Annotated in this window: 13 protein-coding genes and 2 tRNA genes; 3 read left to right on the forward strand and 12 right to left on the reverse strand. The window is 69.3% G+C overall.

Going from position 1 to position 15,388, the window contains the following annotated elements; translation table 11 throughout:
- The coding region (locus FJ108_05855) for a hypothetical protein (protein ID MBM4335429.1) at positions 1 to 442 on the reverse strand (442 nt) is incomplete at its 3' end.
- 112 nt (positions 443 to 554) lie between these two features.
- Between FJ108_05855 and FJ108_05860 the strand changes: the two genes are divergently transcribed.
- Complete coding sequence (locus FJ108_05860; GenBank protein MBM4335430.1) at positions 555 to 1,319, forward strand: enoyl-CoA hydratase; 765 nt, start codon at positions 555 to 557, stop codon at positions 1,317 to 1,319.
- Positions 1,316 to 2,113, forward strand: a complete 798-nt coding sequence (locus tag FJ108_05865) for an enoyl-CoA hydratase (protein MBM4335431.1) — start codon at positions 1,316 to 1,318, stop codon at positions 2,111 to 2,113. The genes FJ108_05860 and FJ108_05865 overlap by 4 nt, the downstream gene beginning before the upstream one ends.
- On the opposite strand, the gene FJ108_05870 is transcribed toward FJ108_05865, so the two are convergent.
- Positions 2,100 to 3,014 (reverse strand): alpha/beta hydrolase, encoded by a 915-nt coding sequence (locus tag FJ108_05870; GenBank protein ID MBM4335432.1) that lies wholly within the window; start codon positions 3,012 to 3,014, stop codon positions 2,100 to 2,102. The genes FJ108_05865 and FJ108_05870 overlap by 14 nt on opposite strands.
- Positions 3,015 to 3,164: 150 nt before the next feature.
- Positions 3,165 to 4,292 carry a DUF2817 domain-containing protein gene (locus FJ108_05875; protein MBM4335433.1) on the reverse strand — a complete coding sequence of 376 codons (1,128 nt, stop codon included), beginning with the start codon at positions 4,290 to 4,292 and terminating at the stop codon, positions 3,165 to 3,167.
- A gap of 67 nt (positions 4,293 to 4,359) precedes the next feature.
- Between FJ108_05875 and FJ108_05880 the strand changes: the two genes are divergently transcribed.
- Entirely contained in the window at positions 4,360 to 5,802 is a 1,443-nt protein-coding gene (locus FJ108_05880) for an amidase (protein ID MBM4335434.1), read from the forward strand.
- 1 nt (position 5,803) lies between these two features.
- Here FJ108_05880 and FJ108_05885 read toward each other — a convergent pair whose 3' ends face one another.
- The 9 genes from FJ108_05885 to FJ108_05925 all read right to left on the reverse strand — a co-directional run bounded on the left by FJ108_05885 (position 5,804) and on the right by FJ108_05925 (position 15,288).
- Positions 5,804 to 6,217: a methylmalonyl-CoA mutase gene (locus FJ108_05885; GenBank protein ID MBM4335435.1), complete on the reverse strand. Its 414-nt coding sequence runs from the start codon at positions 6,215 to 6,217 to the stop codon at positions 5,804 to 5,806.
- On the reverse strand, positions 6,217 to 7,914 hold the full coding sequence (locus FJ108_05890) for a methylmalonyl-CoA mutase (GenBank protein ID MBM4335436.1): 1,698 nt from the start codon (positions 7,912 to 7,914) through the stop codon (positions 6,217 to 6,219). The genes FJ108_05885 and FJ108_05890 overlap by 1 nt, the downstream gene beginning before the upstream one ends.
- 11 nt (positions 7,915 to 7,925) lie before the next feature.
- Positions 7,926 to 8,002, reverse strand: a tRNA-Asp gene (locus FJ108_05895).
- Positions 8,003 to 8,057: 55 nt separating this feature from the next.
- Positions 8,058 to 8,129: transfer RNA gene (locus tag FJ108_05900), tRNA-Val, on the reverse strand.
- A 146-nt stretch (positions 8,130 to 8,275) separates the two neighbouring features.
- On the reverse strand, positions 8,276 to 10,729 hold the full coding sequence (locus FJ108_05905) for an endopeptidase La (GenBank protein MBM4335437.1): 2,454 nt from the start codon (positions 10,727 to 10,729) through the stop codon (positions 8,276 to 8,278).
- Between the two features lie 27 nt (positions 10,730 to 10,756).
- Positions 10,757 to 11,998, reverse strand: a complete 1,242-nt coding sequence (gene clpX, locus FJ108_05910; protein MBM4335438.1) for an ATP-dependent Clp protease ATP-binding subunit ClpX — start codon at positions 11,996 to 11,998, stop codon at positions 10,757 to 10,759.
- On the reverse strand, positions 11,995 to 12,621 hold the full coding sequence (gene clpP, locus FJ108_05915; GenBank protein ID MBM4335439.1) for an ATP-dependent Clp endopeptidase proteolytic subunit ClpP: 627 nt from the start codon (positions 12,619 to 12,621) through the stop codon (positions 11,995 to 11,997). The genes clpX and clpP overlap by 4 nt, the downstream gene beginning before the upstream one ends.
- Before the next feature lie 83 nt (positions 12,622 to 12,704).
- On the reverse strand, positions 12,705 to 14,180 hold the full coding sequence (gene tig, locus FJ108_05920; GenBank protein MBM4335440.1) for a trigger factor: 1,476 nt from the start codon (positions 14,178 to 14,180) through the stop codon (positions 12,705 to 12,707).
- Positions 14,068 to 15,288: a pyridoxal phosphate-dependent aminotransferase gene (locus FJ108_05925; protein ID MBM4335441.1), complete on the reverse strand. Its 1,221-nt coding sequence runs from the start codon at positions 15,286 to 15,288 to the stop codon at positions 14,068 to 14,070. The genes tig and FJ108_05925 overlap by 113 nt, the downstream gene beginning before the upstream one ends.
- Positions 15,289 to 15,388: the final 100 nt, after the last annotated feature.

Genomic DNA, 15,388 nt, shown 5'->3' on the forward strand with positions numbered 1-15,388 from the left:
CCACGTGATGGTTCGTGACGATGTAGCCGTCCGCGGAGATCACGAAGCCGCTGCCCATGCTCGGAACCCGGAACTCGCGAGGCGCCTGGGACCGGGGCGACCCGCGCCGGCCGGGCCGCCCGAAGATGTCGGGAAAGCCCGGAAACGGAAATCCGGGCAGCGGCGACGGCTGTCGCACCACCGTCTTCGACGTGTGCACGTTCACGACCCCGGGCGCGACCTCGAGCGCGAGCTTCGCGATGCGCGAGTGCGGCTCGCCGGGCTCGCCCTCGATCGGGCCTTCCTCCCAGAACCGACCCGCGGCGGGCGACCCGCCGAGCGCGGGGGGCGGCGTCGCGCTCTGCGTCGACGGCGCGCCCGGCCATACGCCGGAACGGATCAGCAGGAATGCGGCGACCACGCCGAGCGCCGCGCCGATACCGATCTTCGCTGCTCTGGCCACGAGTCCTCCCGCCTGGTCGCGCTCCGCCAGCGTAGCGAGCGCGCGCGCGCTCGACATCTCTTCGGCTTGCGTCGATGATGCGGGCCGAACGGATCCTGCGCAGGAGTCGGAAATGGTCGTCGAGTTCGAAACGGATCAGCGCCTCGCCATCATCACGCTCAACCGACCCGAGGCGCGAAACGCCGTGAACGGCGACGTGGCGCAGGGCTTGGAGGCCGCGCTCGATCGCTACGAGGCCGACCCGGATCTCTGGGCCGCGATCCTGACCGCGAACGGGAAGGCGTTCTGCGCGGGCGCCGATCTGAAGGAGATCGCGGCCGGCCGGGCTCAGCTGCTCACCACCGCGAAGGGTGGGTTCGCGGGCATCGTGAGCCGCGCGCGGACCAAGCCGCTGATCGCGGCCATCGCGGGGAGCGCGCTCGCCGGCGGGACCGAGATCGCGCTCGCCTGCGACCTGATCGTCTGCTCCGAGGAGACGGTGTTCGGGCTGCCGGAGGTGAAGCGCTCGCTCGTCGCCGGCGCGGGCGGCCTGTTCCGCCTGCCGCGCGCGATCGGCATGGCGCCCGCGCTCGAGGTGATCATGACGGGCGATCCGCTCCCCGCCGCGCGCGCGCACCAGCTCGGCATGGTGAACCAGGTGGTGCCGACGGATCAGGTGCTCGGCGCCGCGCGAGCGCTCGCGGCGCGCGTGATCGCGAATGCGCCGCTGGCCGTGCGAGCGAGCCGCGCGATCGCGCTGCGCGCGTTCGTCGACGACGACCCGGAGCTGTTCCGCGCCAGCGGCGTGGGTTTCGCCGAGATCGCGAACACGGAGGACTTCAAGGAGGGGCCGCGCGCCTTCATCGAGAAGCGCGCGCCCCGCTGGACGGGCAGATGACCGCGTCCCCGTTCGTGCTGCGCTCGCTCGACGACGACGGCGTTCTGCTGCTCACGCTGAATCGCCCCGAGAAGAAGAACGCCTTCAACGAGGCGCAGTGGGATGCGCTGGCTCGCGCTCTCGACGAAGCGCGAGCGGACCCGCAGGTGGCCGTGGCGGTGCTCACGGGCGCGGGCGAGAATTTCTCGTCCGGCGTCGACCTGTCCTCGTTCACGGGGGAGCGCCCGCCGCCGCGCGCCGACGGGAAGGCGAGCGCGTTCTTCGCCTGCGTCGACGCGGTGTTCGCCTTCGACAAGCCGCTGCTCGCAGCCGTCTGCGGGGTCGCGGTCGGCGGCGGCGCCACGCTCGCGATCGCATCGGACGTCGTCTACGTCGGCGAGAGTCTGCGCATGCGGCTGCCGTTCGCGAACCTCGGCCTGGTTCCGGAGATCGCGAGCAGCTACACGCTGCAGGCGGCGATCGGGCGCCAGCGCGCGAGCGAGCTGATGTTCACCGCCGAGTGGATCGACGCCGCGCGCGCGGTCGAGGTCGGCATCGCCGCCCGCCGCCACCCCGACGCCAAGCTTCTCGACGAGACGCTCGCCAAGGCGCGCGAGATCGCGCAGTGGCCGGTCTCGGGGCTGCGGGCGATCAAGCAGACGCTTCAGGCCGCGCATCGACCTGGAATCGAAGCCGCGCGCAAGATCGAGGACGAGCTCATGCTCCGGCTGGCGGGGTCGCCAGAGAACGTCGAGGCGGTGACGGCGTTCATGCAGAAGCGCCGCCCCGACTTCAAGCAGTTCAGGAGGCGCTAGCCTCCGCCTCGATCTGCGCCGCGATCCGATCCGGGATCTCCATCGGCAGGAAGTGCGTGTGCTCGGCGAGGTGGACGTCGCGCCCGATCCGGAACTCGGCCGCGAGACCCGGCCAGGTCGGAGAGCTCGAGAAGTCCATGATCGTCCGGTTCTCCGGCGGTCGCTTCGCGCGCAGCACCAGCACCGGAATCCGCAGCGCGCGAACGCTCTCGTGCACGCGCGCGTTGGTCATGCTCGTCATGTAGATGCTCGCCTCCGTTTCTGGCGGGCAAGCCAGCCGGAAGCCGTGGCCGTCGGGCTCGGGCAGCAGTCCGTACCTGCAGTAGTCGTCCAGCGCCTCGGGGTGGAACACCGAGTACGGCGGGCGATCTCGAAAGCGCTCGATCATCTCCTCGGGACTCTCGAAGTGGCGCTTCCGCTTGGCCGCGGGATGCGGCTCGCCGCCTTCGCTCGGGATGCGCCAACCGCCCACGCCGTAGTCGGAGGGCGAGGCGATCACGGGATCGACGAGCACGAGCCTGCGGAACCGCTCGGGACACGCGGCGGCCGCCTCGACCATCGCGTGGCCTCCCATCGAGTGCCCCACGCCGACCACGTCGCGGAGATCGAGCGAGGCGACGAACCCGGCCAGATCCTCGCCAAACACCTTCCAGTGCACGATCTCGGTGACCTCGCTTCGTCCGTGGCCGCGCTGGTCGAGCGCGATCACGTGGCGGGCGCCGAGCCGTCGGATCACCGCATCCCAGCAGCGCGCGTGGAAGCCCGTGGCGTGCGCGAAGAGCAGCGTCGGGCCGCGGCCGCGCTCCGACCGTCCCCACTCGAAGTAGCAGAGCTCGATTCCATTCGCGCGCACGCGCTTCTCCGCGGGGGCGTGGCGCTCGGGCAGGTCGGCCAGGTTCATCGAGAGCTCCAGCAGCGGTTGAGCGGATCGCGGGCGCCTGCCCCACGGTGACGCGGAGCGTTTTGGTGGTAGCGAAGCCGTTCGAGGCGCGCATGCGCGCGAGCGGAGATCTCCACCGCGGGCAGCGTTCACGACGAGCCGGCGCCCGCCTCAGCGATCCCAGGACGCCACCGCGTCGAGCGACGCGTCCAGCAGCGCTGCTCCCTGCTCCAGCGACCGGCTCTCCCAACTTCTGTCGTCCGGAGTGAAGCAGCAGCGGTACCGCCAGACGATCTCCGCGTGGGCCGGGTCGGCGCGATTCCCGTGACGGTGCACCCAGTGCTCCAGAAAAGTCGCCGAGAGCTGCTCGGCATCCGGAACCGTGCCGAACTCAGCGGACGACGACACACAATCGGCGTTCGGAAACAGCCCGGCCAGGCCGTTGGCGATCTGGCCCGATTTCAGGCCGGTCGTCGCCTCGGGGTTCCCGGCGGTGGCCTCGACGGTCCCGACTCCGAGACGGGCGAGGAAACGGGTCTGCGCCGACTCGGACGGCTGGTCCGAGAGCAGCGTCAGTGTCCCGCGCGGACCGTGACCCGTGTGCAGATCGATGGTGAGCAGGCGCTCCACCACCCGGAGTCGATCGCGCACGAGGCCTTCGACGATGGCGGTCGACTCCTCCGTCCGTTCGCCGCCGAAGTGCAGTCCGTCGGGGTGGCGGTACTGGCCCAGCGTGATGCCGTCGCGCACCCAGCCCACGCCACGCGATCGGACCAGCGCAAACACCGAGTTCATCAGATCCTCGAGCGACGGCAGCTCGGCTGAATCCGGACACGCGAGCGCGTGCAGCTCGTCGTAGGCGTCGTTCCGGGTCGGCAGCGTGACGCTGCGCCGCCAGTTCCGGTTGAGATCGACATTCGACTCGTTCTGGCGCCTCGACCACGCCATCCCCCAGGGATTGACCGCATGCAGCATCAGGACCGCCATGTCCGGCGGCAGCGATCGCGGCTCGAGTCGGCGCAGCAGGTCGGTCTGAATGGCGGAGCCGACGAAGCCCTCTACGCCGTGCACCCCCGACATCACCACCAGCGCCCGCCGCGGGCTGGCAGCGCCCAGCAGAAGCGAATCGACCCCGAGCTGCTGCTGGTCCGGCCCGCGAGCGGCGATCGGGTGGCGCGTCACCGTCGCTCCCGCCTCGCGGGCGGCGAGCTCGAAGCGAGCCCGGCACTCGGTCCAAGTCAGCGGAAGTCGGCAATGAATCACGCGTCGTCCTCGAGGAACTCGTCCATTCGGCTCCAGCCTAGCCGCTCACAGGCGCGCACGCGCAGCCGCCGGTGCGACATCGGTCCGTGTTAGCCTCGTGCGCATGACCACCGACCTGACCTGGCTGGACGCCGTGGGCCACGCCGAGCTCGTCGCGAGCGGCAAGGCCTCGCCGCGCGAGCTCGTCGACGCGGCGATCGCGCGCATCGAGAAGCTCGACGGTCGCCTGAACGCGGTCGTCACCCCGCTCTACGAGAAGGCGCGCGCGGAGGCCTCAGGTGCGCTGCCGAACGGGCCGTTCAAGGGGGTGCCGTTCCTGATGAAGGATCTCGTCGCCGCACGCGCGGGGGATCCGATCTACAACGGCAATCGGGTCATGAAGGCGATGGACCTGCGTTCGCCGATCACGGCCTACCTCGCGCAGCGCTACGTCGAGGCCGGCCTGATCGTGCTCGGCAAGAGCGCGACGCCGGAGTTCGGACTCCAACCGACCACGGAAGCGGTCGCGTACGGCGCCACTCACAATCCCTGGGACCTCTCGCGCTCGCCCGGCGGATCGAGCGGCGGCGCGGGCGCGGCCGTCGCCTCGGGAATGGTGCCGATCGGCCACGGCGGGGACGGTGGAGGATCGATCCGCATTCCCGCGAGCGCCTGCGGCCTGGTCGGCTTGAAGCCCTCGCGCGGCCGGAACTCGGCCGGGCCGCTGGCGGGCGAGCTCTGGAATGGACTGGCGTGCGAGCACGTGCTGACCCGCAGCGTGCGCGACACCGCGACGGTTCTCGATGCGACCCAGGGCTACATGCCCGGTGATCCGTACGCGACGCCGGATCCGGAACGTCCGTTCGCGGAAGAGGCGCGCCGTGCCCCTGGCAAGCTGCGGATCGCGTTCATGGATCGCTCGCCTTCGGGAATCGCGCCCGTCCACGCCGACTGTCGCGCCGCGGTACACGATGCGGCGAGGCTGCTCGAGTCACTCGGTCACACCGTCGAGCTGCGTCACCCCGAAGCGCTCGACGACCCTGGCTACGCCCGCACGCTGCTCGTGATCATCGCGAGTCAGACGGAGGCGCTGGTGGAGATCCTGTCCGGGCAGCTCGGCCGTCGAAAAGGAAGCGGCGACTTCGAGCTCTGGACCTGGGCGCTGGTCGAGGAAGGCCGCAGGCAGACCAAGCTCGACTTCATGGCCGCGGTCGAGTGGCGCAACGTGCTCTCACGCGGCTTCGGCGCGCTCTACGCCTCGGGCTACGACCTGTTCCTGACTCCCACGCTGGGGCAGCCGCCGAGTCCGCTCGGGCACTTCGCGCCTGCACCGGACGCGCCGATGGCCACCTGGAGCAAGCTGTTGGAGTTCATCCCGTTCACGCCCGCGCAGAACATCACGGGCGAGCCGGCGATCTCTCTGCCGTTGTACTGGAACGCAGCCGGCCTGCCGATCGGTGTGCAGCTCGTCGCACCCTGGGCGCGCGAGGACCTGCTGATCCGCATCGCCGCCCAGCTCGAGCAGGCGCGCCCGTGGCGGGACCGGCACCCGCCGCTCCACGCCTAGCTCAGGGCGAGCGCTGGTGGTCGGCCGCGAGTCTCCCGACGGTCTCGACGATTCGCGCCGGGTCGGCGGCGGGGCCGAACGCGGCCGCGACGCCGCGCGCCTGCACCGCGGTCGCGTCGCCCGGGGTGATCACGGAGCCGCCCAGGACGATCGGCACGTCCAGGTCGAGGGCGCGAAGTCGGTCGAAGAGCTCGTCGAGATACTCGAGATACTCCCACGAGTGACAGGAGAGGCCGATCACGTCGACGCCCTCCTGCAGGGCGGCCGCGGCGATGCCCTCGGGCAGATTGAAGCGGCCCAGGTAGACGACCTCCATTCCCGCGTCCCGGAGCAGGCGCGCGACCGCGATCGCGCCGGCCTCGTGCTGGTCCATGCCGAGCATGCCGAGCAGGACGCGTGGCGCCGGGGACGCCATTACCCGACCGCCCGGCCGCCGGGCGAGAACGGATCGGCGGGTCGACCGTAGGCGACACGAAGCGAGGAGGCGATCTCGCCCATGGTCGCGCCCGCCTCGAGCGCGTCGACCAAGCCCGGCATCAGATTGGCGTCGCGCCGCGCGGCGAGCGCGCCGAGCGCGGACAGGCTCTCGCTCGTCTTCAAGGCGTCGCGCGTGCTCTTGTGGTGCCGGATCTCCTCGATCCGCGCCCGGAACGGCTCGATCTTGCCCTCGACCACTTCGCGAAGCAGAACGTCTTCTTCCTCGGGGATCTGGAAGCAGTTCACGCCCACGCGCGCGAGGCTGCCGTCCGCGACCGCGCGCGCCTCGCGCTCCATCGCGTCGCGGAAGACGCCGCGGAACCAGCCGCCGTCGACCAGCGCGGCCGGATCGCCCATCGCCTCGATCTGCGCGACTCGCGACTCGATGCGCCGCTCGATCTCGTCGGTGAGCGACTCCACGAACCACGACCCGCCCAGCGGATCCAGAACGCGTCCGGCCCGCGCCTCGAGATCGACGATCTGCTGCGTGCGCAGCGCGACCGCGTGCGCCTCCGGGCTCGGGGTGCGGAACGCCTCGTCGAACGCCGACACCTCGATCGCCTGCACACCGGAGAGTGCGAGCGCGAAGGCCTGGATCGCCCCGCGCACGATGTTGTTCACGGGCTGCTGCGCGGTGAGAGACATGCCCGAGGTGTGAACCGTCACGTTCACCGCCAGCGAGCGCGGATCGCGTGCCCCGAACTCGTCGCGCATCATGCGGGCATGGAGCCGGCGCGTGGCGCGGATCTTGGCGATCTCCTCGAAGACGTCCATGCGGCAGTTCACCAGGAAGGCGATGCGCGGCGCGAAGCGGTCCACCGGCACGCCCCGGCGCAGCAGCTCGCGGATCAGGCCGCGGGTCTCGACGAAGCCGAAGGCCATCTCGTCCACCGCATCGAGCGCGCCGTCGCTGATGTAGTAGGTGTCCTCCAGGAAGGCGTGGAAGCGCGGCATCGTCTCGGCGCTGAATGCGATCGAGTCCGCGGCGAGCCGCAGCCGCAGCTCGAAGGGCATGTGCACCGCGTAGCCGGTGTCCTCGCAGAAATAGGGCGTCTGGATCACCGAGCCGCGCAGCCGCTCGGGCGCGACGCCGCGCCGGCGCGCGATGCACCAGAGCGCCGCGACAGTGATCGGCGCGGGCAGCGAATGAGAGAGGGTGATCTCGCCGAGCGGCAGGCCGCGGTACAGCTCGTCGAAGTCGTCGAGCCGGCAGAGCGAGACTCCCTGCGTGCCGATCGCGTGGCGCGCGAGTGCGTGATCGGGATCCATCCAGGCCATCGTCGGCGCGTCGCCGATCACGTCGAGCCCGCTCTGCCCGTGCGCGAGCAGCTGCCGCAGCTGCGCGTTGGAGCGCGCGGGGTCTCCCTCGCCGGAGAGCTCGCGCTGGACCCAGCCGCGGCGCACCGTCGACGGCGGCCGGACCCCGCGCGCGAAGGGATAGGCGCCCGGATCGCCTAGGCGCGAAGCGTAGTCCGAGCCAGCGAGATCTTCCGGCCGATAGAACGGCTCCACCGGTACGCCGGAGTGGGTCTGGCCCGCGGCATCCGCCGGAGGCGTCGGCTCCGGAGTGGGCGCGGCGCGGTTCACGCCGACACCATCATCCGAGCAGCGCGCGCCGCCTATGACCGGGGTCATAGAGCGTCGCTTGGCGGGGCGGACGGGACTCGAACCCGCAACTTCCGACGTGACAGGCCGGTGCTCTAACCAATTGAACTACCGCCCCAAGCCGGCGATCTAGTTACCGAAGGCGCTCGAGCTTGGCAAACCCGGGCGCGGTCTGGGCGGAGAGGGATTCGAACCCCCGGCCCGCGCCGTGTAAAGGCGCCGCTCTACCGCTGAGCTATCCGCCCGGACTGATTGACTACGCTCGGCTTCGCCTCGCTGCGCGCCGCTTCGCGGCTTGCCGCTCCGCGCGCGGGCGGCCGCCCGCTCCGCGCTCTCGCGTTGCCGCACCCTCGCGATTCTGGCTCATCGCGCTCGGCTTCGCCTCGCTGCGTCAGTTGACGTTGGCGGGGGTCTCGCCGGGGAGGTCCTCGAAGATCTCCTCGAGCGGGTACTCGGGGCGGGTGTCGTCGAGCGAGGCGCGCTTCTCGAACTTGAGTGCGTGGCGCAGTACGTCGTCCATGCTCTCGACGAGCACGATCTGCAGGCGCCGCTTCACCTTGACCGGGATCTCCTTGAGATCGCGCTCGTTCTCCTTGGGGATCAGCACGGTCTCGATGCCGCCGCGGTCCGCCGCGATCAGCTTCTCTTTGAGACCGCCGATCGGAAGCACGCGTCCGCGAAGCGTGATCTCTCCGGTCATCGCGATGTTCGACCGCACGGCCATTCCGGTGAGCGCCGAGATCAGCGCGGTCGCCATCGTGATTCCGGCGGACGGGCCGTCCTTCGGCACGCCGCCCTCGGGAACGTGAACGTGAAGGTCGACCTTCTGGTAGAAGTCGCGCGCCAGGCCGAGCTGCTTCGCGCGCCGGCGCACGTAGGAGAGCGCCGCCTGCGCGGATTCCTTCATGATGTCGCCGAGGTGCCCGGAGACCTGGATGCGTCCCTTGCCGGCGGTGACGAGCGCTTCGATCGTCAGGAGCTCCCCGCCCACCTCGGTGAACGCGAGCCCCGTGGCAATGCCGACCTGGTCGTGCTCCTCGCGCTTGCCGAACCGGTACTTCGGCACGCCGAGGAACTTGCGCACCTGCTTCGGCCCGATCACGGCGTGGATCGGCGTCGAGCTCGAGACGACCTCGCGTGCGAGCTTCCGACAGATGCCGCCGATCTCGCGCTCGAGCGAGCGCACGCCCGCTTCCTTGGTGTAGCGGCGGATGATCTCGTAGAGCCCGGCGTCGGTGAACTCGATCGCCCTCCCCTCGAGCCCGTGGTCCTTGATCTGCTTGGTCACCAGGAAGCGCTTGGCGATCTCGAGCTTCTCTTCCTCGATGTAGCCGGGGAGCTGGATGATCTCCATGCGATCCTGCAGCGGCCGCGGGATGGTCGAGAGCGTGTTCGCGGTGGTGATGAACAGGATCTTCGAGAGGTCGTACTCTAGATCGAGGTAGTGGTCGTCGAAGGTCCTGTTCTGCTCCGGATCGAGCACCTCGAGCAGCGCCGACGACGGGTCGCCGCGGAAATCGGTCGACATCTTGTCGACCTCGTCGAGCAGGAAGACCGGGTTGCCGGTGCCCGCCTTCTTCAGCCCCTGGATGATCTTTCCGGGCAGCGCACCGATGTAGGTGCGGCGGTGACCGCGGATCTCCGCCTCGTCGCGAACGCCACCGAGCGAGACGCGCACGAAGTCGCGATCCGTCGCTCGCGCGATCGAACGGCCGAGCGACGTCTTGCCAACGCCCGGAGGCCCGACCAGACACAGGATCGGACCCTTCATGTGGCCGACGAGCGCGCGGACCGAGAGGTACTCGAGGATGCGCTCCTTGGGCTTCTCGAGCCCGAAGTGATCGCCGTCGAGGATCCGCTCCGCCTCCTTCACGTCGGTCTTCTCTTCCTTGTACTTCTCCCAAGGCAGCGAAAGGATCCAGTCGATGTAGTTGCGCACGACGGTCGCCTCGGCGGACATCGGCGACATCATCTTGAGCTTGCGGATCTCTTTCTTGCAACGCTCCTCGGCGTGATCCGGCAGCGCGTGCTCGGAGAGCTTCTCCTCGAGCTCCTGGATCTCGTTCTTGAACTCGTCGCGTTCGCCGAGCTCCTTCTGGATCGCGCGCATCTGCTCGTTCAGGTAGTACTCCTTCTGCGAGCGCTCCATCTGCTTCTTCACGCGCGAGCGGATCCGGCCTTCGACCTGCAGGACGTCGATCTCGCCCTGGATCAGCGCGTAGATCTCCTCGAGCCGCGCGCGGGCGCCGGTGATCTCGAGAATCCGCTGCTTCTCCTCGAAGCCGAGGTTCAGGTGCGCGACGACGATGTCGGCCAGGCGCGAGGGATCGGTCACGCTCGCGACGGTCGTGACCGTCTCGGCCGGAACCTTCTTGTTGAGCTTCACGTAGTTCTCGAAGGAGGCGTTCACCGAGCGCATCAACGCCTCCGTCTCGACCGTGGTCTCCTCGTTCTCCTCGATCGCCTCGACGCGAACCGAGAGGAAGTCGTCGCCCTCGCCCCACTCGCGCACACGCGCGCGCTTCTTCCCCTCGACGAGCACCTTCACGGTGCCGTCGGGCAGGCGGACCAGCTGCACGATCGAGCCGAGCGTTCCGAGCTCGTGGATCTCCGCGCGTCCGGGGTCGTCGGACTTCGCGTCCTTCTGCGCCGCGAGCATGAGCGTGCGGTCGCCCGCCATCGCGCGCTCGAGCGCTCGAACCGACTTCTCGCGCCCCACGAAGAGCGGCACGACCATGTGCGGAAACACCACGATCTCGCGCAGCGGCAGCAGCGGGATCAGCTCCGACTTGCCCGGTTGGCTCGCGCCACCGTCTTTCTCGTCGTCACCCTTGAAGAAGGCCATGGCCGATTCCTTGCTTGTGCGCGAGCGCTACGCGCTCTCAGCCCGAGGAGCGTAGACCATCATCGGCTCCGCCCCGTGGCGAACGACCTCCTCGTTGATGATGACCTCGGCGATGTCGTCGCGCGACGGGATGTCGTACATGATGTCGAGCATCATGTTCTCGAGGATCGAGCGCAGACCGCGCGCGCCGGACTTGCGCTTGATCGCCTCCTGCGCGACGGCGCGCAGCGCCCCCTCGCTGAAGCGCAGGCTCACGCCCTCCAGCTCGAGCAGCTTCTGGTACTGCTTCACGAGCGCGTTCTTCGGCTCGGTCAGGATCTTGTGCAGCGCCTCTTCGGAAAGCTCCTCGAGCGTCGCGACCACCGGCAGGCGGCCGACGAACTCGGGGATCATCCCGAACTTCAGCAGGTCGAGCGTCTGGATGTGCCGGAACAGCTCGCCCATCTTGCGCTGCTTGCGCTTCAGCTCCGCGCCGAAGCCGAGCCCCTGTACGCCGATCCTCCGCTCGATCACGTCCTCGATGCCGTGGAAGGCTCCGCCGCAGATGAACAGGATGTTGGTCGTGTCGACCTGGACGAACTCCTGCTGCGGATGCTTGCGGCCGCCCTTCGGCGGGACGTTGGCGATCGTGCCCTCGATGATCTTGAGCAGTGCCTGCTGCACGCCTTCGCCCGAGACGTCGCGGGTGATCGACGGGTTCTCGCTCTTGCGCGCGATCTTGTCGATCTCGTCGATGTAGACGATGCCGCGCTGCGCGCGCTCGACGTCGTAATTCGCCGCCTGGAGCAGGTTCAGGATGATGTTCTCGACGTCCTCACCGACGTAGCCTGCTTCGGTGAGCGTGGTCGCGTCGGCGATCGTGAACGGCACGTCGATGATCTTCGCCAGCGTCTGCGCGAGCAGCGTCTTGCCGCAGCCGGTCGGGCCGAGCAGCAGGATGTTGGACTTCTGCAGCTCGACGTCGCCGACCACCGACTGGTTCTCGATCCGCCGGTAGTGGTTGTGGACCGCGACCGAGAGGATCTTCTTCGCCGATTCCTGACCGACCACGTACTGGTCGAGGAAGCCCTTGATCTCCTTGGGCTTGGGAACGGTCGAGCCGCCCGGCTCGGCATCGCGGTTGGTCTCTTCCGCGATGATGTCGTTGCAGAGCTCGATGCACTCGTCGCAGATGTAGACCGTCGGGCCCGCGATGAGCTTCTTCACCTCTTTCTGCGACTTCCCGCAGAACGAGCACGCGAGATTCGTTCCCTCTTCCTTCTTCTTCATCCGGTCGGCTTCCCCTCCGCGCCCCCGCTCGAGGGACGTTCGTGCTTCGAGATGATGCGGTCGACGATTCCGTACTCCAGCGCCTCGCGCGACGACATGAAGCGGTCTCGCTCCGTGTCCTGCTCGAGCTGATCGGCGCCCTTTCCACAGTGATGACCGAGAATGTCGTTCAGGGTCGAGCGCAGCGTCAGGATCTCCTTCGCGTGGATCTGGATGTCGGTGCTCTTGCCCTGCACCCCACCCCAAGGCTGATGGATCATCACGCGCGCGTGCGGCAGGCAGGAGCGCTTGCCCTTCGTGCCCGCCGCGAGCAGCACCGCCCCCATGCTGGCCGCCTGCCCCATGCAGATCGTCTGCACGTCGGGGTTCACGTACTGCATCACGTCGTAGATGCCCAGCCCCGCGTTCACCTCGCCGCCGGGCGAGTTGATGTAGACGAAGATGTCCTTCTCGGGGTCGTCCGCCTCCAGGAAGAGCAGCTGCGCGATGATCAGATTGGCGACGTCGTCGTTGATGGCGCTGCCGAGCACGATGATGCGATCGCGAAGCAGGCGCGAGTAGATGTCATAGGCGCGCTCGCCTCGGCTGGACTGCTCGACGACCATGGGAATCAGCAACGACATGCTCCTAGTCTAGCGGATCGGCCTCTCGCGCCCTGTACCCCGAAGCTCGGCGGCAAGTCAGTTTCCGATTGAATTCCGCACGTTTACCCATCCGACACGTTAGCCGCGGCAAGCGCGAATTCAACCACCTTCTCCTCGAGCAGCCCGGCGCGAACGGCCTCGAGCAGTCCGCGCTCCCGGTACTCGCGCTTCACCTCGGAGGTCTTGCGTTGATTTGCCTCGGCGATGCGAGCGACTTGCGCATCGATCTCCTCGTCGGCGACCTCGAGCGACTCGCGCTTGGCGATCTCCGGCGCGAGCAGCGCGAGCCGGACTTCGCGCTCGACCTGCGGGCGCAGCTCCTCTTCCCAGCGCTGCGCGAGCGAGAGCACCAGTTCGCGATCGAGCTTCGCGCCGCCGAACTGCGCCAGCATGCGCTCGATCCGCGCGCGAAGCTGGGCTTCCACCAGCGCGGTCGGAACCGGGAACGGGTTCGCATCGACCAGCGCCTGCACGATCGCGGCGCGCTCCATCCGCGCGAGCTCCGCGGCGCGGCCCTCCTGGATCCTGCGCTCGAGATCCGCGCGGAGCTCCGCGAGCGTCTCGAAGTTCGACACGTCCTTCGCGAACTCGTCGTCGAGCTCCGGGAGCTCGCGGCGCTTCAACGCCACGAGCTTGACCTCGAAGTGGACGACCTTGCCGCGCAGCTTCTCGTCCCCCTGGTCCTCCGGCATCGTGACGTCGAAGCCGCGCTCGTCGCCCACGCGAAGCCCGAGCAGCTGGTCTTCGAAGCCGCCGAACGTCCGGCCGGCGCCAAGCTCGACCTGCGACTCCTGGGCGCTCGAGCCCTCGAAGGGAACGCCGTCGACCGTGCCGACGTAGTTGATCTCGGCCAGATGGCCGGCCGAGGCCGCGACCCCCGCCTCCTCTTCGACGACCTGTGCGTGGCGCTGGCGCAGATCCTCGATGTGGGCTTCGACGGGGTCCTTCTCGGGCGTGGGAACGACGGGCCGTTGGAGCGCGAGGCCCCTGACCGCCACGACCTCGATGGCGGGGCGAACGTCGACGTTCGCCTTGTAGCCATACGGGGTCCCTGGCTTCGGCAGCTCGCCCGCGTCGAGCCGCGGCTCGCCGAGCACGTCGAGCCGCGATTGCTCGATCGCCTTGAAGAGCGTCCCTTCGACCAGCCGCTGCAGAACCTCCCCCGAGGCCTGCTCGCCGAACTGCTGCTCGAGCACCTCGCGCGGCGCCTTGCCCGGGCGGAAGCCCCGGATCTGGGTGTTGCGGCGGATCGCGCGGAAGGTGGCCTCGAAGGCCGCATCGACCTCTGTGGTGGGGATCTCGATGCGCAGACAACGCTCGACCGGCCCCGTTTCCTCGACGCTGACGTTCATCTCGCCTCGCTCCCAAGCCTGAAAACGTGTCCGGTCCGGCGCCGTGCCCATGATAGGGTACGCGCCGAGGCGCTCAAGCCGGGAGACGGACGGGCGGCGCGGAGGTCCGCGAGGCCACCTCGAACGCCAGCGACTGCGCTCCTCGCGCGAACTCGTCGCTCGGTCCGAGCAGCGACACCACGACATGGCAGCCGTCGAGGTCGTAGAACGCGCCCGGGTGGACTAGCGCGTCCGCGGCGTCGAGCAGCCGAAGCGCCCACCCCTCGTCATCGAGGCCGTCGAGTCGGGGCAGCCGGACGATCGCCGACCAGCCCGCTTCCGCATCGAGCACGCTGGCCGCTCCGCCCGCGAGGGCGCCGCGCAGCGTCGCGAGATTGGCGGTCGTTCGAGCTCGGATCCGCGCGCGCATCTGCCCCGACTCGGCCAGGATTCGCGGCAGCGCGCGCTGGACCGGGGTGGACACGGAGAGGGTCGTATCCGCGATCACGGCCATGCGCTCGCGCGAGGACGCGACCGCGTCCGGCGGCCCGCAGATCACACCCCAGGCGAGCTTGAGCTGCGGCAACGCCGCGAGCTTCGACAGCCCCGAGATCACGAACCCGAGCGCCTTCCGCTCGCCGACCGCGCAACGCGCTCGCTCCGGAGTCTCGCGCAGCGGGAGCTCCGCGAAGACCTCGTCGACCAGGAGCGCGAGCCCGTTCTCGGCGCAGAGCGAGTCGATCGCCTCGAGCTCGTGCGGCGCCAGGTACGCGCCGGTCGGATTCCCCGGCGCAGTGCAGATGACGGCTCGCGCGCGCGGATGCTCCGAGATCCGCTCGCGCAGGCACTCGAGATCCACGAACCAGCGGCCGTCGTAGCCGAGCGGATACGGGACCAGCCGAACGTCCGCGAGCGCAGCCAGGTACTCGAGCAGCGGATAGCCGGGCCGCGGCACCAGCACGACGTCGCCCGGGTCGCAGAGAAGTGCGAAGAGCTGCGCGAAGGCCTCGCTGGTGCTCGCGGTCAGCCAGACGCGCTCGGCATCGCATGCGCAACCTCGACCACGGTAGTAACCTGCAACGGCCTCGCGCGCGGACCCGAGGCCGAACGGCTCCGGCTCGTAGGCGGCGCTCGATGCGTCGAGCAGGTGCTCGTAGAACTGGCGTGGATACCGAAAGCCGACCGCGGTCGGGTTGGTGATGGTGAGATCGACGAAGGCCCTGCCACTGGCTCGGCGATCCGCGAGCGCGCGGGAGAGCGCGTTCGGCGCGAGCTCCCAGCTGGTGCGCAGCGAGAACATCCGGCGCGAGATCACGGGCGCGCAGGATAGCGGCAGCGCGCAGGCAGCGCGCGCGCCGACGCGGGTGAGCGCGCGATGAGCTCTCGGGCGGGCGCGCCACGCGTCGAGCCGGAAC

Source organism: Deltaproteobacteria bacterium (assembly GCA_016875225.1).
GTDB lineage: Bacteria > Myxococcota_A > UBA9160 > SZUA-336 > SZUA-336 > VGRW01.